Here is a 23251-nt window from a genome sequence, read left to right as displayed (position 1 = left end):
TGGCCTCAGGTTTTTCGCGAGCAGGCTCGCTCCTACAAAAATCGGAACCTGTAGGAGCGAGCCCTGCTCGCGATGGTCGCCAACGATAACGCGCGAAGCCTGGCACCCAGCGGTGGCCAAGGTTTTTCGCGAGCAGGCTCGCTCCTACAGGTTACGGGGTGTCAGAGGGGGTCCTGCCAGGTCTGGTGCGACGATTGCAGCTGGGTCTTGACCCAGTTACTGAACGCCTGAACCACCGCGCGCTCGGCTTTTTGCGGGTCGGCGGCCAGGTAATAGCCACGGTGCAGGTCGATGCTGATATCGAACGGGCGCACCAGCAAACCCTTGGACAAGGCATCGCCGCTGATCAGGTTGTCGCCAATCGCGATGCCCTGGCCGGCAATGCAGGCGGATTGCGCGCAGTGCGCATCGGAGAACAGGATGCCGCTCACCGCATTGACCCCCGAGGCGCCGGCCGCGGTCAGCCAGACTCGCCAGTCCGTATAGTCGGTCATGTGCAGCAGCGGAAAGTGACTGAGTTCCTGCGGGCTCTTCAGGCCGCTCAATGCATTGATCAGGCGCGGGCTGCACACCGGAAAGAAGCGCAGCGCGACGATCTCTTCAACCCTCATTTCCGGCCAGTCGCCAATGCCGTAGGCGATGAAAAGGTCGACGTTGGAGTTGTTGGTATCGTCCGGCGTGCGCGGGGAAATCAGTTGCAACTGCACCTGCGGGTACTGACGCAAAAACGCGCCGATGTGGTGGCACAACCAATAGGTGGCGAACCCCGGCGCGCAACTGACACACAGGCGACCGGAGATTTCCTGGTCGTCGATGAGCTGCCCGGCGTCGAGCAGGTTCAACAGAATCCCATGCACCTCGCGCGCATAGCGTTCGCCTTGATACGTCAGGCCAATCCCCCGGCCAATGCGCTCGGTGAGGGCGAAGCCGACACATTCCTCAAGCTTGCTGATCTGATGGCTGATGGCGCTGCGAGTCAGGTTCAGTTCACGGGCGGCGACCGACACGCTGCCCAAGCGGGCAACCGCGTCCAGCGCGCGAAGGGCTGTCATCGAAGGAAAACGCATAACTCATTCCGCTGTGGGTGGAGGGGGGTAGGTATGGTGACGGAAATTGAACAGTCAGGCCAAAAAAAATCGATTGTTGTATCGGTTGATTCAACAATACTAACCCGACTTGTCATCGGGCCGGTCCGGCCCATCTCCAATGAGGTGCTGCATGACCCGTTGTGCCCAGGCGCTCGTTCAGTTGCTCGAAAGCTATGGCGTCGAACACGTCTTCGGCATTCCCGGTGTGCACACCGTCGAGCTTTATCGTGGCCTGCACGGCAGCCGCCTGACGCACGTCAGCCCACGTCACGAACAAGGTGCGGGGTTCATGGCCGACGGTTATGCCCGTGCCCGTGGCAAGCCGGGGGGGTGCTTCATCATCACCGGCCCCGGCATGACCAATATTCTCACCGCCATGGGCCAGGCCTACGCCGATTCGGTGCCGATGCTGGTGATCTCCACCTGCAACCGGCGTGAACACCTGCGTCTGGGTCATGGTCACCTGCATGAACTGCCCGATCAGCGTGCGCTGGTCGCCGGGGTTTGTGCCTTAAGCCACACCGTGCAGCACCCGGACCAATTGCCGGAAGTGCTGGCGCGGGCCTTTGCCTTGTTTCGCTGCACGCGGCCACGACCGGTGCATATCGAGATTCCGCTGGATGTGCTGGAAATGTCCGCTGATGGCCTGGATTTGAATCCTCGACCACTGCCGACTGCTCCGGCTCCTGCGCCAGAAGCGATAAATGCGGCAGTCGATCTGATCAACCGCGCGCAACGTCCCTTGATCCTCGCCGGTGGCGGTGCGCGTCGTTCCAGCGAAGCCCTGACGCTGCTCGCCGAACGCTTGCAGGCACCGGTGGCGCTGACCACCAACGCCCGAGGTTTGCTGGCGCCCGAACATCCGCTGCTGCTCGATGGCGTGCAGTCGTCGGCTCACGGTCGCGAACTGTTCGCCGAGGCGGACGTGGTGCTGGCCATCGGCACCGAGCTGGGTGAAACCGACTACGACTTTTTTGGCCTCGGTCCCTTGGCGTTCAAGGCGCCACTGATCCGTCTCGACATCGATCCGATGCAAGTGCTGGGCGCCCAACCGGCCCGGGTCGGTTTGCTGGGTGATGCCGAACACGGCTTGCGAGCGCTGCTGGTACGTCTGCCGCAACGTCAGGCCGATCCTGCCTGGGCGAGTGAGCGGGTGACGCGGGTCAATGCACTCGAACACGCCGGCTGGAGCGCGAAACAAAGCCGCCTTCAGGCGCTGCTCGATACGATACGCGACGCCCTGCCGCAGCCGCTGATCGTCGGCGACTCGACCCAACCGGTGTACCAGGGCGCCCTGGGCTATCGCGCGCCAACACCCAACAGCTGGTTCAACGCCGGCAGTGGCTACGGAACCCTGGGTTACGGTTTGCCCGCCGCCATCGGTGCCAAACTGGCCCGGCCGCAACGTCCAGTAGTGGCATTGGTGGGGGACGGCGGCCTGCAATTCTCCAGCGCCGAACTGATCGCCGCCAAAGAGGCCGGCGCCGGCGTGATCCTGCTGCTGTGGAACAACGCCAGCTACGCCGAAATCCGCGATTACATGAACGCCCGGTCGGTGCCGTTGCTGGGGGTGGACATCCTTACGCCGGACTTCGCTGCCCTGGCGCAAAGTTGCCACGTCGCCCATCACCGGGCGCGCAGTCTGGACAGCTTGCGCGAGTTGCTTGGCCAACTCGGCACCGGCGGCGAGCCTGTGATGATCGAGCTGGATGCCGCGGATTTCCTCGAATAGAACAACAAAAATTTTTCAGGTCCTCCAGCTGCGCAAAGCGCGAGGGACCTTTCTACTGCCCTGAACTCAAGGTGGCTTACATGGCTGAGTCCGACAACTTTTCCTCGACCCATTCCACACAAGGAACCCATGCCGATCTGATCCTCGGCAACGGTCGCATTTACACCCAGGATCCGGCGAACCCCTGGGCCGAGGCCGTGGCGATCCGCGACGGCAAGTTGATCGGTGTCGCCAGCCTCGGCGAGCTTGAGGTATTCAAGGGACCGAACACCCGGGTGCATGACTTACAGGGCGCGTTCTGCATGCCGGGCCTGCACGACATGCACACCCATCCCGATCTCGCGCTGGCGCCGCGTTACAGCGACGATCTCGACGTGGGCATCGAAGACCCGACGCCGGAACAACTGCGCGAGAGCATCCTCGCCTATGCCGACAGGCATCCGGGCGATGGCTGGATCTACGGTCAATACTGGGTGCGCTACACCTTCCGCGAAGCCGGTCTGACCCCGGGCCGGGCGTGGCTCGACAGCGTCATGCCGGACCGTCCCGTGGCGCTGCTCGACCGCATGTGGGGCACCATGATGGTCAACTCCAAGGCCCTTGAACTGGCCGGCATCGACCGCCATACGTCTGACCCGCGCAACGGGTATTTCGAACGGGACGAACTGACCGGCGAGCCCACGGGCCTGATGATCGACGGCGCCTACGCGATGATTCACGCCGCGATGCCGCCGACCCCGGTCAGCGTGTTGCGTCGCGCCTATCGTGATGGCGTGCACTTCCAGAGTTCGCGCGGCGTCACGGCGAGCAAGTACGTGCACGTGTGTGAACAGCGCTTGCAAGCCTTGAAGGAACTCGACGACAGCGGCGAACTGACGGTACGGATCGAAGCCGCGATCAGTTGGCAGGACGATATCTTTCCGGTGCGTCGTCGCTGGGAACTGCTGGCAGGTGAACGTCACTACTACCGCAGTGCACGGCTGAGTGCCAACGCGGTGAAATTCCACTTCGACGGCACGGTCGAGCCGAAGTCTTCGTACCTGCTGACCCCATGGCCGCAGGAGTCGAGCTGGCGTGGCAAGCTCAACCTGACTCCCGAGCACATCACCGACATGGTGGTGGACATGGACCGCAAAGGCATCCGCGTGATCGCCCACTGCACCGGTGACGGCGCCTCCGACGTGTTCCTCGATGCCGTGGCCGAGGCCCGTCGCCGCAACGGTTTCAGTGGCGTGCGCCACCAGTGCGCCCACAGCACCTTGCTGCATCCGGGCAACCTGCCGCGCTTCAAGGAACTGAACGTCATCGCCGAATTTTCCCCGGCCGCCTGGTATCCGACGCCGTTCGCCAGCGGCGCGCGTTCGGGCTATGGCCAGGAGCGACTCAAGCGCATCTACGACTTCAAAGGCGTGCTGGAAGCGGGCGGTACTGCTGTCATGGGCACCGACTGGCCGGTGGCGTCCATCGACCCGTGGCTGGCGCTGGAAACCATGGTCACCCGCCAGAACCCCTGGAACGACGACCCGGCATGCTTCGGCGAGCCGATCAGCCTCGAACAGGCACTGAACGTGGTCACTCGCAACGGTGCCGTGGCCATGGGGCTGGAAAAAACCACGGGCAGCCTGGAAGTCGGCAAGTCGGCGGACCTGATCGTGATCGACCGCGACCTGTTCGCCGAACCGGCGCGCAATTACATCCATCAGACCCAAGTGCTGCTGACGTTCGTTGAAGGACAACTGGTTTACGACCGCCATTCGACACTGGCGTCGGCAGGGTTGAAAGCAGTCTGGCAGGGTGAACCGCCGGTGCTGGAGGGCAAGGCGTAATGGACACACAACGCATCGCAGTCACCGTGGTGTCCGGATTTCTCGGTGCCGGCAAAACCACTTTGCTCAACCGCATGGTGCGCCGCGCCGAAGGCAGTCGGCTGGCGGTGATCGTCAACGATTTCGGCGAGCTGAACATCGATGCCGCCATCGTTTCCGAAGTCACCGATGCGGTGTACAGCCTGCAAAACGGCTGCATCTGCTGCACCGTGCAGGAAGACCTGCTGGCGCAGCTCGGCAGCCTGGCGCAATTGCAGCCGCGGCTGGAACGCATCGTTATCGAGTGCAGCGGCGTGTCCGATCCGCAGCGCATCGTGCAAACCCTGGCCTACCCGCAATTGCGCAGCCAGATGCAGCTGGACATGGTCATCACCGTGGTCGACGCCACCCGTCATCTGCAGCTGGAAGGCGAGTATGCGCGACTGGCCCGGGCGCAGGTGGCCGCTGCCGATCTGTTGTTGTTGAACAAGACCGATCTGGTGGACGAGCAACAATTGCGGGCGCTGCGCGAGGCATTGGGGTTGCGGACCCGGGTGCACGAAAGCGTGCAGGCCGAGTTGCCCGATGCGCTGTGGCTGGACACGGACCTGGAGCTTGAACATCGGGCGGTGAAGCCGTTGACGCGGGTGTCGCTGGACGATCACGGCGAGATGTTCAGCAGTTGGCTGTGGCAGAGCACTGCGGCGCTGGATGTCGAGGGGTTGCGAGGCTGGTTGCAGACGCTGCCCAGCGATGTGTTTCGGGTCAAGGGGCTGGTGGTCCTGGCTCAAGGCAACAAGGCCCACTGGTTGCAACATGTTGGCACCCGCAGTCAGTTTTCCCCGGCAACCGATGAGGCGCAGGCCAGTGCGACGCGGTTAGTGTTTATCGCTCGCCGTGGTTTTGAGGGATGGGATGCATTGGGGCGTGGGTTGGATGCCTGCCTGACGGAGAGCGGGAGAACATGAGCCCGACCGAACGACGGTTACGTGAAGAACTGGCAGCCTGTTATCGACTGGTTGCGCACTTTCGCATGACCGACCTGATCTTCACCCATATCTCGGTGCGCCTGCCGGGGCCGGAGCATCACTTTCTGATCAACCCTTATGGGCTGATGTTCGACGAGATCACCGCATCGAATCTGGTGAAAATCGACTTGAGTGGCCAGGCGGTCGAGCCGTCGCCCTATCCGGTCAATCCGGCGGGGTTCGTCATCCACAGTGCGATTCACGGCGCCCGGGAAGACGCGCAATGCGTGTTGCACACCCACACCAAATCCGGCTGCGCGGTGGCTGCGTTGAAGTGCGGGTTATTGCCGGTGAATCAGATTTCCATGGAGTTCTATGGACGGGTCGCTTACCACGACTACGAAGGCGTGGCGCTGGACATGGGCGAGCAACAACGGTTGGTGCAGGACCTCGGCGACAAGCCTGTTTTGATGTTGCGTAACCATGGTTTGCTGACGGTTGGCGAGACGGTGGGCCAGGCGTTCATGCGCATGTACTACCTGGAAAAGGCCTGTGACATTCAGTTGGCGGCCCAGGCTGCCGGAGAGTTGGTGCTGCCGTCGGCTGAGGTGTGTGAGCACACTGAGCGGCAGTTCAATGATCCGGGGCGGCCGCTGGATGACGGGGAACTCGGTGATCCGGATGCGATGCAGCTGGCTTGGGCGGCGCTGTTGAGATTGCTGGAGCGGGTGGCGCCGGGGTATCGGGATTGATCCAGACCCTATGTTGTAAGGGCTGACGCCATCGCGGGCAAGCCTTGCTCCCACAGGGATTGTGTCGTTGTACAGATTCATGCCCGACACTGATTCCCTGTGGGAGCAAGGCTTGCCCGCGATGGCGGTCTGTCAGGCCTGCCCCGGTGTATTGAGGTTCATCGAACGCTCGGCCAGTGCCGAAGCCGTGGCTTCATCCACCGCCAGCGAGAAACGGAACGTCGCCCCCCGCCCAGGCACATCGATCAACTGAATCTCGCGACCATGCAATTGCAAAATGCGGTGCACAATCCTTAGCCCCAACCCGCCATCACGTCGCGCGCCGCCAATGTTGAACGGACGCAGGAACAGCCCTTCGCGCAGTTCGGGGGCGATGCCGGGGCCGGTGTCGCTGACGGTCACTTCGATAAACGATCCCTGGGGCCGCAGGCTGAGTTCCACTTCTCCACCTGGCGGGGTATGGCGCAGGGCGTTGTCGAATAAATTGGTCAGCACCCGCTCGATCAACCCCAAATCGGCACAGGCCGCCGATACGTTGGGGGCGAAGGTGGCCTTGAGTTCGACCTCTCGCGCTTCGGCGGTGAGCTCGAATTTCTGGAAAATGTCCTGGGCCAGGTCGGTCAGGGAAAATCGCTCCAGCACCGGTTGCACGAAGCCGTGTTCCAAGCGAACCAGTTCCAGCAACGACTGCGCCAGCCCGCCGACCTTGCGGCTTTGATCCAGCGCGATGCCCAGGTAGCGGCGGCGGTCGGCGGGGGACAGCGTGGCGTCCTTGAGCGACAGGGTTTCCAGATAACCGTGCAAGGACGCCAGCGGCGTGCGCAGGTCGTGGGAAATATTCGCCACCAGCTCGCGGCGTTCCTGATCCTGGCGGGTCAACGAGCGCCACTGCTCACCAAGGCGCACCTGCATTTGCCGGAACGTGGCATCGAGGATGGCAATTTCATCGTGGCTGGCGGCTTTTTCCACCAGTGTGGTGGCCGCTGGCGCGACCGGGACGCCGTCAATGTCGAAGTGGCTGACGGAGTCGGTCAGGCGTCGCAACGGCCGGGTGATCAGGGCAAACGCCGTGAGACCGGCAATCAGGCACAGCAGCGCCACCAGTCCGATGGACAGCAGGGCGGTATTGAGCGCGGCGCTGGTGGCGCCGCGTTCGGCGATGCGGTCATGGTCTTCCCCGAGCAGGACCACATAGAGATAACCGGCCGGCTTGCCATCGACCTTCAGCGGTGCGGCGCTGAATACCTTGCGCGCATCGACGCTGCGCGGATCGTCGCCGAGAATCGGCAAGGCATCGCCCTTGAGCAGGCGCCGGACCGGCGCCAGGTCGACCTGTTCCCGACGTATCCGCCCCTCGGGCGCGGCGCTACCGACGATCTTGCCCTCGGTGTCGAGCAGGTACACCTCGACGCTAGGGTTGACCAGCATCAGTTGGCTGAACAGGTCACGCACCGCATTGGGCATCAGGCCCTGGGTGTCCATCAGCACGGTGTCGCGGGCGATGTGTTGCGCCAGATCCCGCGACAACCCTTGCACCACTTCCTGTTCATGCATCTGGTTGGAGCGCACCTGCATCCACGCCGAGGTGCCGCAGCACACCAGCAGCAGCACCGCGAACACCAGCGACAGGCGTTGTGTGAGGGTCAACCTCATGGTTGCGGCTCCTCGCTGGCGGCGAATTTGTAGCCGCGGCCCCAGACCGTGAGGATGCGCACCGGTTGCGCCGGATCGGTCTCGATTTTCGCGCGCAGGCGATTGATGTGGGTATTGACCGTGTGTTCGTAGCCTTCGTGGCTGTAGCCCCAGACGGCATTGAGCAGGTCCATGCGCGAAAACACCTTGCCGGGCTGGCGCGCGAAGAAGTACAGCAGATCGAACTCCCGGGGCGTGAGGTCCAGGCGGCGACCGTCGAGGGCGACTTCGCGGGTGATCGGGTCGATGGCCAGGCCGTCGATGTTCAGGCTGCCGGCGTCCATCTTCAGGTTGCGCGCCATGGCATCGACCCGGCGCAGCAGCGCCTTGACCCTGGCGACCAGTTCGAGCATGGAAAACGGTTTGGCCAGGTAATCGTCGGCACCGAGTTCGAGGCCGAGAATCCGGTGCACTTCGCTGGAGCGGGCACTGGTGATGATGATCGGGGTATAGCGGGCCATGGCGCGGGCGCGCCGGCAGATTTCCAGGCCGTCGACGCCTGGCAGCATCAGGTCGAGAATCAGTGCATCCCAGCTACCTTGCTGCAGCAGACGCATGCCCTCGTTGCCATCGGCGCAATGCACCACCTCGAACTGCTCATCGCGCAGATGCAGGCAGATAAGGTCGGCGATATGCAGGTCGTCCTCGACCACGAGGACGCGTTTGTTCTGTTCCATCCACTTATCCTTTGGCTATTGCGCTGTAGCTCTTTACCTGTAGGAGCGAGCCTGCTCGCGATGAACTCAAGAGCGCCGCGTTCAGTCCGGTAGCCACGCGTCATCGTTAACGACCATCGCGAGCAGGCTCGCTCCTACAGGCATTGTGCGGTGTTTTCGGGCGTCGAGTTATCACGAATTGTTTAACTTCCCGTGAGGATTTGGCGATCACCCCAAGCTTAGGCTGAGTTCCATGAAAGGCCTCAGGACTTCGGAGACGACCATGTTTTCAAGACGACAATTTCTTTGGGCGAGCGGCGGGCTGGGGGTTGCAGCCCTGGCGATGGGTGTATTGCCAAAATTTGCCGCAAGGTCTGCGCTGATCAGCGATGCCGACGCGGCGGAGGTTTTCGAAGTGACCCACAGCGACAGTGAATGGCACACCATCCTCAGCGATGAACAGTATGAGATTCTCCGCGAAGAGGGCACCGAGCGGGCCTACAGCAGCCCGCTGAACAACGAGCACCGGGACGGTACGTTCGCCTGTGCCGGCTGTGGCCTGCCGCTGTTTTCCTCGGCGACCAAGTTCGATAGCCGCACCGGTTGGCCGAGTTTCTGGGCGCCGCTGGACAAGGCCGTGGCCACTCGCCAGGACCGCTCCTTCGGTGTCGTACGTGAAGAAGTGCACTGCCGGCGTTGCGGCGGGCATCTGGGCCATGTCTTCGACGACGGCCCCAAACCGACCGGGCTGCGCTACTGCATGAATGGCCTGGCGATGAAGTTCCAGCCGGTCTGATTCCGGACACCTTCCCACTCACTTTTGCAGGTCGACGTTATGTGGCTTCTGGTCCTCGCTTACCTCGGCGGTGTACTGACGATTGTCAGCCCATGCATATTGCCGGTCTTGCCCTTTGTCTTCGCCCGCACCGGGCAGCCGTTCGTGAAGAGCGGCTTGCCGTTGCTCGCGGGCATGGCGCTGACCTTCGCTTTTGTCGCCACGCTGGCGGCGGTGGGCGGTGGCTGGGTGGTGCAACTCAATCAGTACGGGCGCTGGCTGGCGCTGGTGTTCGTGGCGCTGTTCGGTCTCACGCTGCTGCTGCCGCAATTGGCCGAGCGCCTGACCCGACCGCTGGTCGCGGCGGGCAGTCGTTTGTCCGAGGCAGCAGGTGCCGATGCCCGGCCACGTCCCGGCGCTTCGTTCCTGATCGGGGTCGCCACGGGACTGTTGTGGGCACCCTGCGCCGGGCCGATCCTGGGCCTGCTGTTGACTGGCGCGGCGCTGCAAGGCGCCAGCATCGCGACCACGTTGTTACTGCTGGCGTATGCCGCTGGTGCCGCGACCTCGCTGGCGGTGGCGTTGCTGCTGGGCGGCAAGGTATTCGCCGCGATGAAACGCTCGATCGGCGCTGGAGAGTGGCTGCGTCGCGGCCTCGGCGCGGCGATGCTGGCCGGCGTGGCGGCCATTGCCCTGGGGTTGGACACCGGGGTTCTGGCGCGATTTTCGACGGCGTCTACCGGAGGCATCGAGCAGGCGTTGGTGGAGCAATTGGCCGGTAAATCCCCCCGCAATAGTGCGGCGATGATGGCGCAAAGCCCGTCGCCCGAAGGCGCGGTACAAGTGGCCGAAAAAACGCCAGGCACCTTGCCAGTCGAAGGCAACCTTCCGCCGCTGGATGGCGCCGTGCAGTGGCTCAACTCGCCACCGCTCGATGCCCAGGCACTGAAGGGCAAGGTGGTGCTGGTGGATTTCTGGACCTACTCCTGCATCAACTGCCTGCGTTCGCTGCCCTATGTGAAAGCCTGGGCCGAGAAATACCGCGATCAGGGCCTGGTGGTGATCGGCGTACATGCCCCGGAATTTGCCTTCGAGCGTAACGTCGACAACGTCACGAAGGCCATGAAAGACCTGGGCATCCATTACCCGGTGGCCATCGATAACGAGTTCAAGATCTGGCGCGCGTTCAACAACGAATACTGGCCGGCGCACTATTTTGCCGACGCCCAGGGACGCATTCGCTATCACCACTTTGGCGAAGGCGAGTACGCCGAATCGGAGCGGGTCATCCAGCAACTGCTGCGTGAAGCCGGTGCCGGCAAAGTGTCGGACGGCCTGATCAACGCCAGGGCCGAAGGCGTGCAAATGGCGCCGGACAACAACGAAGTGCAATCGCCGGAAACCTATGTCGGCTACCAGCGTGCCGAGCATTTTGTACCCGACACCGCGTTGGTGCCGGACAAGGTGGCGGCCTACAGCCCGCCGGCGCAATTGGCCCTCAACGACTGGAGCCTTGGCGGGCAGTGGCACGTCGGCTCGGAGCGGGCCACGGCCAGCGCGCCGGCCAGTCGCATCGTCTACCGCTTCCACGCTCGCGATCTGCACTTGGTGCTGGGGCCCGGCGTCGATGGCAAACCGGTGCGCTTCAAGGTGCTGATCGATGGCAGGGCACCGGGCGATGACCACGGCATGGATGTGGCACCCGATGGCAGCGGCACGGTGACTGACCAGCGCCTGTATCAGCTGGTGCGCCAGAACGGCGGCGTGCAAGACCGCACCTTCAGTATCGAATTTCTTGATCCAGGCGCATCGGCCTACGCCTTTACCTTCGGCTGATCATCCCTTCAATCATTCAGGAGTGCGCACCATGAAAACCCTGTTCACCTGGCGCCGTACGTTGTTGGGGCTGATGGCTGCCGGCATCATCGGCCAATGCACGGCATTCTCTTTCGGCCGTGCCGAAGAAGCGGTCATCATTCCGCCGCCAACCCTTGACGAAACCACCCAAGCCCACAGCGAAACCGCCGTCTTTGCCGGCGGCTGTTTCTGGGGCGTTCAAGGTGTGTTCCAGCATGTCAAAGGCGTGAAAAATGCCGTTTCCGGATATGCGGGCGGTGCAGCCAATACCGCCCAATACGAACGTGTCAGCAATGGCAATACCGGCCATGCGGAGTCCGTGGAAGTCACGTTCGATCCGAGCCAGGTCAGCTACGGCACCTTGCTGCAAATCTACTTTTCGGTGGCCCATGACCCGACCGAACTCAACCGGCAGGGACCGGACACCGGCACCCAGTATCGCTCGGCCATTTTCACCAAAAGCAGCGAGCAGCAACGGGTCGCACAGGCCTACATCGCCCAGCTCGACGCCACCCATTCGTTCAACAAACCGATTGTGACCAAACTGGAAACCTACAACGGTTTCTATCCGGCGGAAGAGGAGCATCAGGACTTTCTGACCGAGCACCCGAACTACCCCTACATCGTGATCAACGATCTGCCGAAGGTGGCGCAGCTCAAGCAACTGTATCCGGATCGCTATCAGGAAAAACCGGTGTTGGTGAAGGCGGGGATGTAAGTGTGGGGGATGGCGGTTATATGGAGATCACATTCTTGCCGGCGATCTTGGAGCGATACAGCGCCTGATCGGCACGGGCCATCAGACCGGTCTGTTGTTCTTCATCAAAGCGCTGGACCACGCCAAAACTCATGGTCACCTGGAAGTCGCCCACAGGCAGCAAGTCCGCCAGGCCATGGCGGATGGCCTCGGCGAGGGTGCGGGCGTCGGCCAATGGGGTGTTGGCCAGGATCATGATGAATTCGTCGCCGCCCCAACGGGCCAACAGATCGCCTTCGCGAACGAAACGTTTGATGTTCTCGACCACGTGCACCAATGCCGCGTCACCCAGTGCATGGCCGTAGTGATCGTTGATGTTCTTGAAGTCATCGACGTCCATGGCGATCAACGACAGGGGTTCGCGGAAACGCTGTGCGCGTTCGCAGGCCCGGGGCAGCACCTGTTCCAGGCGATAACGATTGGCGATGTCCGTCAGGGTGTCGGTGTGCGCCAGTTTGCGGTTTTCTTCGAGCTGAAGTTGCAGCTGCTGATTGACCCTGGACAGTTCCCGCGTACGCTCCTGGATCATCGCTTCCAGCGAGTGATTGCGCCGTTCGAGTTCTTCGACCAGGCGTCGCTTGTCTTCGATGCTTCGGTGAACGCCAACCATGCGCGCCACCGAGCCGTCAGCATTGCGTACCAACACCTGACCGCGGTCTTCGATCCAGACGTAGCTGCCGTCCTGTGTCCGACAGCGATACTCGACCTGATAATCAGGACTGTGCCCGCTCAGGTGATCATCGATCCGGGCCATGACCCGTGGATAATCTTCGGGGTGAATGACGCTTTCCCAGGCCAGCACCGTGTTGTCCAGGGCGTGGGGTGAATAGCCGAGCATTTCGTACCAGCGGGTGTTGCGGTAGACGACACCGGTGTTGGCATTCCAGTCCCAGATGCCGTCGCTGACCAATTCGAGGAGGGTGTGCAGCATGCCGTCGTTCATGTCCGACACATTGAACTTCATTGGTTCGATGTTCGATGCCTCGCCCATCGCTGCTCTCCCTGCTGCCCTGATATCAAAATGACTTAATTGCCACGGAGATTAGATCATGGCGCACCCGCCCGGCTAGTGCTTGCCCCACATCCCCATGGCGAAGTCGACGAAACGACGCAGTTTCGGCAGACGGTAGCGATCCTGGGCGTACACCAGGTGCATCGGTCGGCTCGGCAGTTGATAACGCTGCAACAGAGGCACCAGTGTGCCGTTTTTGAGGTCCTGCTCTACCAGCGCATCGGGCACCATCACGATACCCATTCCGGTTCGGGCTGCTTGATGCAGGCCGGCTGAGCTGTTGATCACCATCGGACCGCTGACCGCCACCACGATTTCGCTCTCGGGACCATTGAGGCGCCATTGCCGTGCCACCGATTGCCAGTCATCGCCGGCCGGATAGGCGAATGCCAGGCAGTCGTGCTGTTGCAGGTCTTCGGGTTTTTCCGGGGTACCCCGGCGCGCCAGATAATCCTTCGAGGCGCACATGGTCAGGGTGTAGTCGATCAGCGGGCGTGCGATCAGGTTGGAGGGTTCGAGTGCGCCCAGGCGGAAGGCCACGTCGAAGCCATGATCCAGCAGGTCCGGGCGTCGATTGGTCAGTACCACGTCCAGTTTCACCCGCGGATTGTTCAGGCTGAATTCACTCAAGGCCGGCGCCAGGCGTTCGGTGCCGAAGGTCAGTGGCGCGGTGATGCGCAGGGTGCCACTCGGCTCATCCAGGGTCTGCTCCGCCAGGCGTTCCGAGTCCGCCACCAACCCCAGCACTTCCAGGCAACGCTGGTAATACGCGCTGCCGAATTCCGTGAGGCGCTGGCGCCGCGTCGTACGGTTGAGCAGGCGTACACCCAGATGCTGCTCCAGCGCCTTGAGGTGATTGCCGACCATGGTTGTGGACATTTCGCACTGCTGCGCGGCGGCGGTCATGCTGCCGGCTTCCACTACCCTGACGTACACAGTCATTGCCTGGAACAGATCCATTATCAAGCCTGGCTTTTAAATGATAGAAGTTTTGCGCAGTTTATCCAGTTCAGGTGGCTAACCATACTGCCAAAATACCGACAATTGATGGAGCCTGATGTCATGACCGCCGCCTGCCTGATGAGCACTTACCAACCCTTGGCCTTGAGTTTCGACAGAGGCCTGGGCACGCGCCTGTGGGACCGGGCCGGTCGTGAATACCTGGATGCGGTGGCTGGGGTGGCGGTGACCAACGTCGGTCATTCCCATCCGAAAATTGTCGCCGCCATCAGCGAGCAGGCCGGGCTGTTGCTGCACACGTCCAACCTCTACAGCATCGACTGGCAGCAGCGGCTGGCGCACAGGCTCACCCGGCTCTCCGGCATGGACCGGGCGTTTTTCAACAATTCCGGGGCCGAGGCCAACGAAACGGCGCTGAAAATCGCGCGCCTGTACGGCTGGCACAAAGGCATCGAACAACCCCTGGTGGTGGTCATGGAAAACGCCTTTCACGGGCGCACCCTTGGCACCTTGTCCGCCAGCGATGGCCCGGCGGTGCGGTTAGGTTTCAACAAGCTGCCGGGGGATTTCATCAAGGTGCCGTTCGGCGATCTCAAGGTGCTGGAGAGGGTGCAGCAGGCCCACGGCCCGCGCATCGTGGCGATTCTGATGGAGCCGATCCAGGGCGAAAGCGGCGTTCAACTGGCGCCACCCGGCTATCTGAAAGCCGTGCGCGAACTGTGCAGCCGGCGCGGGTGGCTGATGATGCTCGACGAAATCCAGACCGGCATCGGCCGTACCGGCCAGTGGTTCGCCTGCCAGCATGAAGGCATCGTCCCTGACGTCATGACCCTGGCCAAAGGATTGGGCAACGGCATACCTATCGGTGCATGCCTGGCTCGCGGTAAAGCCGCCGAACTCTTCACCCCCGGCAGCCACGGCAGCACCTTCGGCGGCAACCCTTTGGCGTGCCGCGTCGCCTGCACCGTGCTGGACATCATCGAAGAACAGGGCCTGCGCGAAAATGCCCAGCGCCAGGGCGAACGGCTGCTCGACCGATTGCGCACGGAATTGGCCGACCACCCGAACGTCCTGGCGATTCGCGGCCAGGGCCTGATGATCGGCATCGAACTCAAGCAACCCATCCGCGACCTGACCCTGATCGCCGCGCGGGATCATGGCTTGCTGATCAATGTGACCAGGGGCCAGACCATCCGCTTGCTGCCGCCGCTGACGATTGATGAGAGTGAGGTGGAGATGATTGTGAGAGGGGTGAGTCGGGCGATTGCAGCAGCTTGAAATGCATCCCCTGTAGGAGCTGGCTTGCCAGCGATGATCGTTAACGATCTCGCGTTTCAACCGGGTAAACGCGGCGCTTTCGAATCCATCGCTGGCAAGCCAGCTCCTACAGGTGCCTGATGAATGCTGTGATTTCAGGCCGCGCCATCAGCTGGAGCTTCGAGCCGCCAAACGCGTTGAACAGCCGTTGATGCGCAGCACACCCACTGGCCCCGTCACGTGTTCGATAGCTGTCGGCCCATTCCAGCAACGCAATCAACAACTCATCGCTCTCGTCCCGATCCACCTCCCGTTGGCGAATGTTGGCGAGGCACTGCTCATCTTCCACCTTCAACCAGATCAGTGCAGTCGCACGGGGCAAGAGCTCGGTGATGATCCAGTCGTAAACACCCTCGATCACCCAACGCTCTTCACTGGCCGCAATGCGCGCCATGGCCAATGCTTCGTTTCGGGGACGGGCGATGCTGTGTTCGTCGGATAGCCAGTGGACTTGATCGAGATCGACCCAGGGCGACTGCAACTGCTCGGACAGCCGTCGGGCCAACCAGCTTTTGCCGGAACCGGAGTTGCCGATGATCAGGGTTCGGGTGAGATCCATGGATGACACCAATCAACTGTGGGAGCGAGCCTGCTCGCGATGGCGGTATGACACTCACCACTGTAGGGACTGACAGATAGCATTCGCGAGCAGGCTCGCTCCCACAGGTTTCGCGGGTCATGCCCTTAATCCGATTGCTCAGGCGCCACCATCCGCGTCCTCGGCGCACCATTGGCATTGTGCTGGAAGATATCCTGCGGTTGCCCTTTTTCATTAAAGAACACCTGCCCGATCCCCGCCGAATTCCACAACCGCTCACCCGTCTCGGCATGTTCAGGGGTGTGCGGCACGATGCGCATGCGCCGGCGTTTGGTCAGCCAGTTGAGCGGCGAGCGGGGTGAGTAGAGCCAGCGGTTGAGGCGGTCGAACCATTCCAGCAGGGTCGGCGGGAATTCGTTCTTGATCCCACTGCTGGTGATCTGCCAGATGCGCGGGCCGGCCTTGCGGTGTCGGATCAGTACTTCATAAACGAAGGAATAATGCACATCGCCGGACAGCACCACGTAGTTACCCGGTGTACGTGAGTGTCGGAAAATGTTCAGGATCACCTGCGCCGCACCGCGATGGGCCATCCAGTTTTCCGCGTCCACCAGCAGTGGATAACCGCACCAACTGAACACCCGTTGCACGGTTTCGATCAGCTTCACGCCGAACACCGGCGCTGGAGAAACGATGATCGCCGACGGGTGATCCAGCAGTTCCTGTTGCAGCTCGCTGAGGGCTTCCCAGTCCAGCAAACCCGAGGGTTGCTTGAGGTTCTCCTCGCTGCGCCAGCGCCGGGTGCGGGTGTCGAGCACGACCATGGCCGGGGTGGTGGGCAGCACGTAATGCCAATGCTGAAACCTCAGAAGTTCGTCGATCAACGCATCCTGGGCCCCGCTGTCGAGGTACCGGTCATTCCCGGTGACACTCAACAAACGGGCCTTTTCCAGCACGCCGCTAAAGGCATCCGGGTTATTGCCCCAGCCCTGGCACAGCATATAAGCCAACAACGCGTTGCCGATGATGCGTTTGGAGAACGGATGGCCGTAGGCCGTTTCCTCCCATTGCGCGGAAAGATTCCAGTCATCGGTAATATCGTGGGGATGGCAGTCGATATGGAGGTATGTATGGACAATGCCTGAAGAGCCGAATGCACAAGGCTTATGGAACTCCCAAAGCATGTCCGTATGGACATGATATTCACATGGACAGATGTGCCATCGGTGTCCATATCCTGTCCGGGTTGCGAGCCAGGTGCTGCCTGCAATTGGTCGCAAAACCTAACGCAGCCTTCATCCAGGTTGGCACTCGGCACGCCAGCAGTGTTTTAAGTTCGTTCTTACTGAGCGAATTTTTCAATATGTGTATCAATCTCCAAAGACGAACCATCTTTTCCGAGATGTGGTGAGGAGCCGTAAGTGCAACTCGTACCTAGCTGTCAGCGGTAGAGTTTTAAAAACGTTACATCGCAAACTCGGGGAGTGTCTAGAAAACCCGTGGCGACCAGTAGTCATGCAACAGTTACGTGCTGTGTGTTTTAAACACATTATTAATTTAAATATTTTTCTACGGTAATAGTTCCGCAGGGCCACAGCCCAGATTTTTGGCAATCTGGTACAGCTTTTCGACCGTAATATTGACTTCGCCCCGTTCAATTCGCCCCATATAGCTACGGTCTACTTGGCAAATCAGAGCGAAGACGTCTTGCGATAGACCTTTCGCTTTCCTCGCTTGCCTGATCTTTTTCCCCAATTCTTTCGCCAGATTCCCCATACCTGACAAGCGATCACAGCCTCTATGTTCGTCGCAAAGACACATGGAAAAAGACGAACATCGACAAGCACATTGCGCATGTGACTGCGGCGGGGAGGCAACAGGAAATCCGGATCATCAAACTGTGGCGCAATCAGAAATGTCTGGATTTTCCCTCATTTTATGTCGAACTCGCCGTCATCAAGGCGTTGCAGTTTGAATTCTTGTCGCCCCTCTCTCGTCGCGTTGTGAAGTGCTTGGAGTATTTTCGAGACTCTTTGCCAACGGCGCAGATTGTCGATCCAGCGAACACAAATAACAGCATTTCAGGTGATCTGACCGCAGCTGAAAAGCAGATAATCCGCAAGGCAGCCGCGACGGCTCTACAGGGATCTTGGGAGAATTTGGTTCGATGAGTGAATGGTCCCTTCAAACGCTACTGTCAGGTCTGCACGATAAAGTGCAGCAAAGCCTTGCCGTGTCGCGGCAGTCATTCGGCCATCCCGGAACCATGGGTGAGGCGAGCGAAAAAGCATGGCTGGAGCTGCTTGAAACGTACCTGCCGCGCCGTTATCAAGCGGCAACGGCGCATGTCGTAGATAGCAGGGACGGGTTTAGCCAGCAAATGGACATTGTCATTTTTGACCGGCAGTACACGCCGTTGATCTTCGAGCACAACGAACAACTGGTCATCCCGGCCGAAAGCGTATATGCCGTTTTCGAAGCAAAGCAGTCGATCAACGCCGGACAGGTGAAATACGCTCGGGAGAAAATAGAGAGCGTCCGGCGCCTGGAGCGCACGAGCATGCCCATTCCCTGGCTCAAAGGCGTCGCGGCGGCCAAACCGCTCCACCACATTATCGGAGGTCTGCTGACATTTGAAAGCGACTGGAACCCGCCCTTGGGTCAACCGCTGGTCGAGGCGCTTCAGGTTCAACCGGAGAATATGAACAACCGGTTGGATTTCGGTTGTGTTGCGTCACACGGCCTGTTCAGCTTTGACGATCAAGGGGTAGTGACAATTTCACCGCAGAGCAAGCCCGCAACAGCCTTCCTGCTGGAACTCATCGCGAAGTTGCAAGAGATCGGCACGGTGCCGATGATCGACATCCGGGCTTACGCTCATTGGCTTGCGGACTAGCGTCAGAGTCCGACGCCCGCGTTTAAGTGGATTCGGATTCTATATCGGTGCTGGCAGACCAGGACGCTCTACGATGAAACGACCTATTTGAATGCCTTGAGGAAGCGCGGTTCACCGCTCCTGAAGAACCTCGATTTAGGTTGACTGACTTCCTCAGGGCGTGAAGCAGCCGGTCAGCACCGGGAAATAACAGCTAGAAGCCATCATGCTGTTGTATTGGTCTGATGAAGAACTTCGATTACTCACAATATCGGCATACGACGCCTCACCGAGGCTTCTGCAATGCCAGCGTAGGCTAATACAGCACCAGCGGCGTCACCATGAACTCTGCCTTTTCGGGCGGAACATCACTCGCGAATTAGACGGCAGATTTCGCCCGATGCAAACAATGCGGATTCGGCCGCATGCCAGCGTCTCAAACAGGCTGTCCGAGCGCCGCCATCGTGAGACTGAGTTGTAACGCCATCAACTGCCTGAGGTCCTTGCCATCTTTGGCCGCGAGCTTGAAACCTCGCATCGCCGACATCAGTGTGCGTGCCAGCTCGCAAGCAGTGGTCTTCAATCCGGATTGTTTTACCGCGTCTTCCAGTAAATCGCTCAGGTAAACCTGCAGCTTGCCGTACACCCGATGCAGCTCCGGCATCTGGCCGTCCATGGCCACAAGGTCATAGGCATCGGGATTTGCCTTGACCTCTTCGAAAGGCTTGGCGATGCATACCTCCAACACATGCAGGAGCTTGCGTTCGAGCGGCCAGTCGGCCTTCAGGTCGGTCCGGAAGGACTCAAGCATGTTGTCGCTCATCCAGTCTGCAACAGCCTGGAAGACCTCCAACTTGCCGGGATAGACCAGGTACAGCGCCGGACGTGACATTCCTGCCGCTTTCGCAAGGTCCCCCATTGTGGTGCGGGCAAAACCGTACCGGAAGAAGACACCGTACGCAGCCTCGATCACTTGATTTTCTTTATCAGTTCGCATGGCGTCATGCTAACCATTTGTCAAAAAACGTCAAGATGACATTGACATAATGACGATAAATGTCAGAGTGACTTGGAGCGGCAAAACGTCCGTGGTTGCCAACCGGAGGGCGACTGCACGGCGAAGTCGCAAACTGCGGAAAACGCTGCGCGTTGGCAACGAATCTGCGAATTGTTCAACTTTTCCTGGAAAGAACGATCATGTCTCTCTCTTCATATGTTTCCCTCGGCCGCTCCGGTCTCCGAGTCAGCCCATTTGCCCTTGGCGCGATGACCTTTGGCGAGGAATGGGGCTGGGGCGCCAATGTCTCTACTTCGCAGGCCATCCTTGCGCGCTACCTCGACCTTGGCGGCAACTTCATTGACACGGCCAATGGCTACACGTGCGGACACTCCGAGAAGATCATCGGCGACTTCATCGACGGTGATCGCAACCTGCGCGATCGCCTGGTCATCGCGACCAAGTTCGGCATCAACATGTACCCCGGTGACCCCAATGGTGGCGGGGCAAGCAGCAAGGCCATCATTCGTGCATGCGAGCATTCGCTGCGCCGGCTGCAGACTGACTACATCGACCTGTACTGGATGCACGTGACGGACAAGTTCACGCCCTTGGAGGAGACCATGCGCACGCTCGAGCAGCTGGTTTCCTCGGGCAAGGTCCGCTACATCGGCTTCTCTGACACCGCGGCGTGGCGGGTAGTGCAGGCGCAGTCGATCGCCGCCTTGCGCGGCTGGGCACCGCTCATTGCAGTGCAGATCGAATATTCGTTGCTGGAGCGCAGCGTTGAGACCGAACTTATCCCGATGGCGCAGGAGCTGGGCCTCGGCGTGGTGCCCTGGTCGCCGCTGGCCAACGGTCTTCTGTCTGGCAAGTACACGCGCGCCAATGGCGGCAACGTCGGCGGCGCCCGTGCGAGCCATTTAGGTGTGCCGTTGGGAGAGCGCGAATTCGCCCTCATCGACGCGCTGTCCGAGATCGCGCTGCATCGCGAGACCACAGTGGCAGCCGCCGCGCTGGCCTGGGTGCGTTCGCGCGCCGGTGTCAGTTCCACGCTGCTTGGCGCGCGCACGCTCGCCCATCTGGACGCCAACGTCAAAGCACTGGATGTGCAGCTGTCGGCAGAAGACATCGGCAAACTGGATGGCTTGTCGACGCCGTCGACGACCTTCATATCCCGGCTTGCAGATCTTGCCGATATGATCATCCAGCACGGCACGACGGTGAATGGCCAGAGCCAGCCTGCCTGGTGGGGGGCACCAGCTAGCGACAGCGCGCGGTACTGAGGCAGGCGAGCAGAGATCCTTCAAGGCTATTCGCGGCAACATCGAGGTAACGCTCGACATTCGCCGAGGAGTTGTCATACGCGCAGAAGCCCGCGCGCCGTTCCCGGCGCGCGGGCTTTTTTTGTGGGCAGGTCAGTCCCTGTTGCGAGACCGGATGGGCGAGGGGGATGGAGTTTGCTGGCGGACGGCAAATTCCAGTGCTGCCCCCAAGAAGGTGACGATGGTGAAATGCGCTTCAGCAATATCAAGTAAAACCCAGTTCAACATCAGGCGCCAACAGCCCCGATGCGCCGGTGTTGCAGAGTAGCCAGGTAAAAATGTACCAGGGCACGCCACGTGTTTTTTGCGCGTCGTCCTATAATCAGATCGACGAAAATCTGCTCGCGCTCTTCAGGGGGTAGCTGTGTGAGTGTCACTGTTTGAATTCAAGCGGAGGCATCTATGTCACAAGAACTCGACTTTGGGCGGCGCCGTTTTTTGGCCGCTGCACTAATAACCCTCGCGTCCGCCGAACTCGACATCGGTTCCGCGCAAGCACAATCTGGCGAGACAAAATCGCCAAGTGTGCCGACGGTCAAGGCGGGGACGAACACCTCCTTCGATTCAGTCAAGCGAATCGACGCTGGCGTCCTGAATGTTGCATACGCTGAAACTGGTCCGGCCGGTGGCCGCGTCGTGATCCTGCTTCATGGCTGGCCCTACGACATTCACAGTTTCGTTGATGTCGCGCCGATGTTGGCGTCGGCGGGCTACAGGGTGATCGTCCCGTATCTGCGCGGCTATGGCGGAACGCGCTTTCTGTCGGGCGAAACCATTCGCAACGGTCAACCGACGGCTGTTGCCTCCGACATCGTCGCCTTCATGGATGCGCTCAAGATCGACCAGGCGATTCTGGCCGGGTTTGATTGGGGTGGACGCACGGCCAATATCATCGCGGCACTCTGGCCGGAACGCTGCAAGGCGTTGGTGTCCGTTAGCGGGTATCTGATCGGCAGCCAGGAAGCCGGCAGGACACCGCTGCCGCCGAAAAATGAGCTCCAGTGGTGGTACCAGTTTTATTTCGCCACCGAGCGCGGCCGTGCGGGGTATGAAAAATACCACCGCGACTTTGCGAAGCTGATCTGGCAGAACACGTCGCCGCAATGGAAATTCGATGACGCCACGTTCGAGCGCAGCGCGGCGGCCTTCGACAATCCGGATCATGTCGCTGTAGTTGTCCATAACTACCGCTGGCGGCTCGGACTGGTAGCAGGCGAATCAAAGTTCGATGAGCTGGAAAAGCGGCTTGCAGGGTTTCCCGTAATCACCGTGCCGACGATAACCCTTCAAGGCGACGCCGACGGTGCGCCGCATCCAGACCCCAGTGCTTATGCGAAAAAATTCTCGGGAAAATATTCGCACCGGCCGATTGAGGGCGGCATCGGGCACAATCTGCCGCAGGAAGCACCACAGGCGTTTGCCCAGGCTGTCGTGGATGTCGACAAATACTGATCGCGAGCTCTGCGGACCTGAACAAAGGCTCAAGCAGAGAGATGCCCCTGCACTGCAGGCCTTTAGGCAAAGGGTGTCACCCGAGCGTAGTGCAGGCGACGTAATGCACCAGAGCATGCGGCGAGAAACGAACACCCCAGGCCCTTATACGAGGGAGGAAAGAGGCAGATTTACTTTCCTGCGCTAAACGTCCGTATATGGCCGTTTTCTGCCTGTCGGGAAGGGCCGCATCCGACCCTTTGCAGGCATTGAAACTGAGGCGTCCGCGCTGCCGAAGCGTCTCGACCTGCTGCTGCAAAGCGCTGATGCAGGTGTTGACCGCCAATGTCTGCTTGCCCAGCCGACCCTCTTCCTTGTTCGCAATGATCGCTAGTTCGCTGTCACTGTCTTGCTGCGCCTTAACCATGGCGCTGGGGCATCGGCGATCTTTTGGTCAAGCCAACGCGGCCATTTCGTCGTAGAAGGCCATATTGGCTCCAGATCAAATCACTGGTTTAGGTGAGAAAGCCCCCTAGAGGTGAGGGCTTTCTAACTCTACGTTCTTCAATCATGTTGTCTGCAATACCAGCTGCTTGTTTGATCACCTCAGCCCATGAGCCGTCAACATTGCTGCTTTTTGCCAACCCCTCTGCTTTTGCCAGCGGCAATGCTGCCGAAAAAAACAGATCCCAAGCCTTTTGTTCGTCATCATTG

Annotated in this window: 21 protein-coding genes and 1 pseudogene; 11 read left to right on the top strand and 11 right to left on the bottom strand. The window is 60.5% G+C overall.

What is annotated here, in order from left to right; translation table 11 throughout:
* Positions 1–161: 161 nt before the first annotated feature.
* Complete coding sequence (locus GPL81_RS26170; RefSeq protein ID WP_160109073.1) at positions 162–1067, bottom strand: LysR substrate-binding domain-containing protein; 906 nt, start codon at positions 1065–1067, stop codon at positions 162–164.
* Between the two features lie 151 nt (positions 1068–1218).
* Here GPL81_RS26170 and GPL81_RS26165 point away from each other — a divergent pair, with 151 nt between their 5' ends.
* The 4 genes from GPL81_RS26165 (at position 1219) to GPL81_RS26150 (ending at position 6345) form a co-directional block, all read left to right on the top strand.
* The gene (locus tag GPL81_RS26165) at positions 1219–2820 is read left to right on the top strand and encodes a 5-guanidino-2-oxopentanoate decarboxylase (protein ID WP_160109072.1); all 1602 of its coding nucleotides are present in this window, start codon (positions 1219–1221) and stop codon (positions 2818–2820) included.
* A gap of 80 nt (positions 2821–2900) precedes the next feature.
* A complete protein-coding gene (locus GPL81_RS26160; RefSeq protein ID WP_160109071.1) occupies positions 2901–4646 on the top strand; it encodes an amidohydrolase in 1746 nt (581 codons plus the stop codon).
* Positions 4646–5593 (top strand): CobW family GTP-binding protein, encoded by a 948-nt coding sequence (locus tag GPL81_RS26155; protein ID WP_160109070.1) that lies wholly within the window; start codon positions 4646–4648, stop codon positions 5591–5593. Before GPL81_RS26160 ends, GPL81_RS26155 begins: the two co-directional genes overlap by 1 nt.
* The gene (locus tag GPL81_RS26150; protein ID WP_160109069.1) at positions 5590–6345 is read left to right on the top strand and encodes a class II aldolase/adducin family protein; all 756 of its coding nucleotides are present in this window, start codon (positions 5590–5592) and stop codon (positions 6343–6345) included. Before GPL81_RS26155 ends, GPL81_RS26150 begins: the two co-directional genes overlap by 4 nt.
* Before the next feature lie 132 nt (positions 6346–6477).
* Here the strand turns inward: GPL81_RS26150 and GPL81_RS26145 are convergent, their stop codons facing one another.
* Together GPL81_RS26145 and GPL81_RS26140 are read right to left on the bottom strand one after the other, a co-directional pair.
* Positions 6478–7998 carry a sensor histidine kinase gene (locus tag GPL81_RS26145; protein ID WP_160109068.1) on the bottom strand — a complete coding sequence of 507 codons (1521 nt, stop codon included), beginning with the start codon at positions 7996–7998 and terminating at the stop codon, positions 6478–6480.
* The gene (locus tag GPL81_RS26140) at positions 7995–8714 is read right to left on the bottom strand and encodes a response regulator transcription factor (protein WP_121105068.1); all 720 of its coding nucleotides are present in this window, start codon (positions 8712–8714) and stop codon (positions 7995–7997) included. Before GPL81_RS26140 ends, GPL81_RS26145 begins: the two co-directional genes overlap by 4 nt.
* Before the next feature lie 262 nt (positions 8715–8976).
* Here GPL81_RS26140 and msrB point away from each other — a divergent pair, with 262 nt between their 5' ends.
* Genes msrB through msrA form a run of 3 tightly spaced genes read left to right on the top strand, consistent with a single transcriptional unit; the run spans position 8977 to position 12043 of the window.
* A complete protein-coding gene (msrB, locus tag GPL81_RS26135) occupies positions 8977–9489 on the top strand; it encodes a peptide-methionine (R)-S-oxide reductase MsrB (protein WP_160109067.1) in 513 nt (170 codons plus the stop codon).
* 39 nt (positions 9490–9528) lie between these two features.
* On the top strand, positions 9529–11304 hold the full coding sequence (locus tag GPL81_RS26130) for a cytochrome c biogenesis protein DipZ (protein ID WP_160109066.1): 1776 nt from the start codon (positions 9529–9531) through the stop codon (positions 11302–11304).
* A gap of 31 nt (positions 11305–11335) precedes the next feature.
* On the top strand, positions 11336–12043 hold the full coding sequence (gene msrA / locus GPL81_RS26125) for a peptide-methionine (S)-S-oxide reductase MsrA (RefSeq protein WP_160109065.1): 708 nt from the start codon (positions 11336–11338) through the stop codon (positions 12041–12043).
* Between the two features lie 16 nt (positions 12044–12059).
* On the opposite strand, the gene GPL81_RS26120 is transcribed toward msrA, so the two are convergent.
* The gene (locus GPL81_RS26120; protein ID WP_160109064.1) at positions 12060–13073 is read right to left on the bottom strand and encodes a sensor domain-containing diguanylate cyclase; all 1014 of its coding nucleotides are present in this window, start codon (positions 13071–13073) and stop codon (positions 12060–12062) included.
* Positions 13074–13148: 75 nt separating this feature from the next.
* Complete coding sequence (locus GPL81_RS26115) at positions 13149–14054, bottom strand: LysR family transcriptional regulator (RefSeq protein WP_160109063.1); 906 nt, start codon at positions 14052–14054, stop codon at positions 13149–13151.
* Between the two features lie 102 nt (positions 14055–14156).
* Between GPL81_RS26115 and GPL81_RS26110 the strand changes: the two genes are divergently transcribed.
* Entirely contained in the window at positions 14157–15332 is a 1176-nt protein-coding gene (locus GPL81_RS26110) for an aspartate aminotransferase family protein (RefSeq protein WP_160109062.1), read from the top strand.
* 106 nt (positions 15333–15438) lie between these two features.
* Here GPL81_RS26110 and GPL81_RS26105 read toward each other — a convergent pair whose 3' ends face one another.
* The 3 genes and pseudogenes from GPL81_RS26105 to GPL81_RS26095 all read right to left on the bottom strand — a co-directional run bounded on the left by GPL81_RS26105 (position 15439) and on the right by GPL81_RS26095 (position 17685).
* Complete coding sequence (locus GPL81_RS26105; protein ID WP_160109061.1) at positions 15439–15930, bottom strand: P-loop NTPase family protein; 492 nt, start codon at positions 15928–15930, stop codon at positions 15439–15441.
* Positions 15931–16055: 125 nt separating this feature from the next.
* A pseudogene (locus GPL81_RS26100) lies at positions 16056–17015 on the bottom strand (metallophosphoesterase family protein); the annotation flags it as partial.
* 463 nt (positions 17016–17478) lie between these two features.
* Positions 17479–17685 (bottom strand): helix-turn-helix domain-containing protein, encoded by a 207-nt coding sequence (locus tag GPL81_RS26095; protein WP_160109060.1) that lies wholly within the window; start codon positions 17683–17685, stop codon positions 17479–17481.
* A gap of 391 nt (positions 17686–18076) precedes the next feature.
* Between GPL81_RS26095 and GPL81_RS26090 the strand changes: the two genes are divergently transcribed.
* On the top strand, positions 18077–18805 hold the full coding sequence (locus tag GPL81_RS26090) for a DUF6602 domain-containing protein (RefSeq protein WP_160109059.1): 729 nt from the start codon (positions 18077–18079) through the stop codon (positions 18803–18805).
* Between the two features lie 415 nt (positions 18806–19220).
* Here GPL81_RS26090 and GPL81_RS26080 read toward each other — a convergent pair whose 3' ends face one another.
* The gene (locus tag GPL81_RS26080) at positions 19221–19781 is read right to left on the bottom strand and encodes a TetR/AcrR family transcriptional regulator (protein WP_160109058.1); all 561 of its coding nucleotides are present in this window, start codon (positions 19779–19781) and stop codon (positions 19221–19223) included.
* 200 nt (positions 19782–19981) lie between these two features.
* Here GPL81_RS26080 and GPL81_RS26075 point away from each other — a divergent pair, with 200 nt between their 5' ends.
* Both GPL81_RS26075 and GPL81_RS26070 read left to right on the top strand, forming a co-directional pair.
* Positions 19982–21067, top strand: a complete 1086-nt coding sequence (locus tag GPL81_RS26075; RefSeq protein WP_160109057.1) for an aldo/keto reductase — start codon at positions 19982–19984, stop codon at positions 21065–21067.
* A 441-nt stretch (positions 21068–21508) separates the two neighbouring features.
* Positions 21509–22558, top strand: coding sequence for an alpha/beta fold hydrolase (locus GPL81_RS26070; RefSeq protein ID WP_160109056.1), 1050 nt, complete (start codon positions 21509–21511; stop codon positions 22556–22558).
* A 76-nt stretch (positions 22559–22634) separates the two neighbouring features.
* Here GPL81_RS26070 and GPL81_RS26065 read toward each other — a convergent pair whose 3' ends face one another.
* The gene (locus GPL81_RS26065; RefSeq protein ID WP_160109055.1) at positions 22635–22964 is read right to left on the bottom strand and encodes a hypothetical protein; all 330 of its coding nucleotides are present in this window, start codon (positions 22962–22964) and stop codon (positions 22635–22637) included.
* Between the two features lie 88 nt (positions 22965–23052).
* Positions 23053–23251: hypothetical protein (locus GPL81_RS26060; protein ID WP_160109054.1), on the bottom strand; the 199-nt coding region annotated here is incomplete at its 5' end.

It is taken from the genome of Pseudomonas izuensis, from assembly GCF_009861505.1.
Classification (GTDB): domain Bacteria; phylum Pseudomonadota; class Gammaproteobacteria; order Pseudomonadales; family Pseudomonadaceae; genus Aquipseudomonas; species Aquipseudomonas izuensis.
The sequence above is the reverse complement of the archived record's forward strand: the minus strand, read 5'-3'. Positions and strand labels throughout refer to the sequence as shown.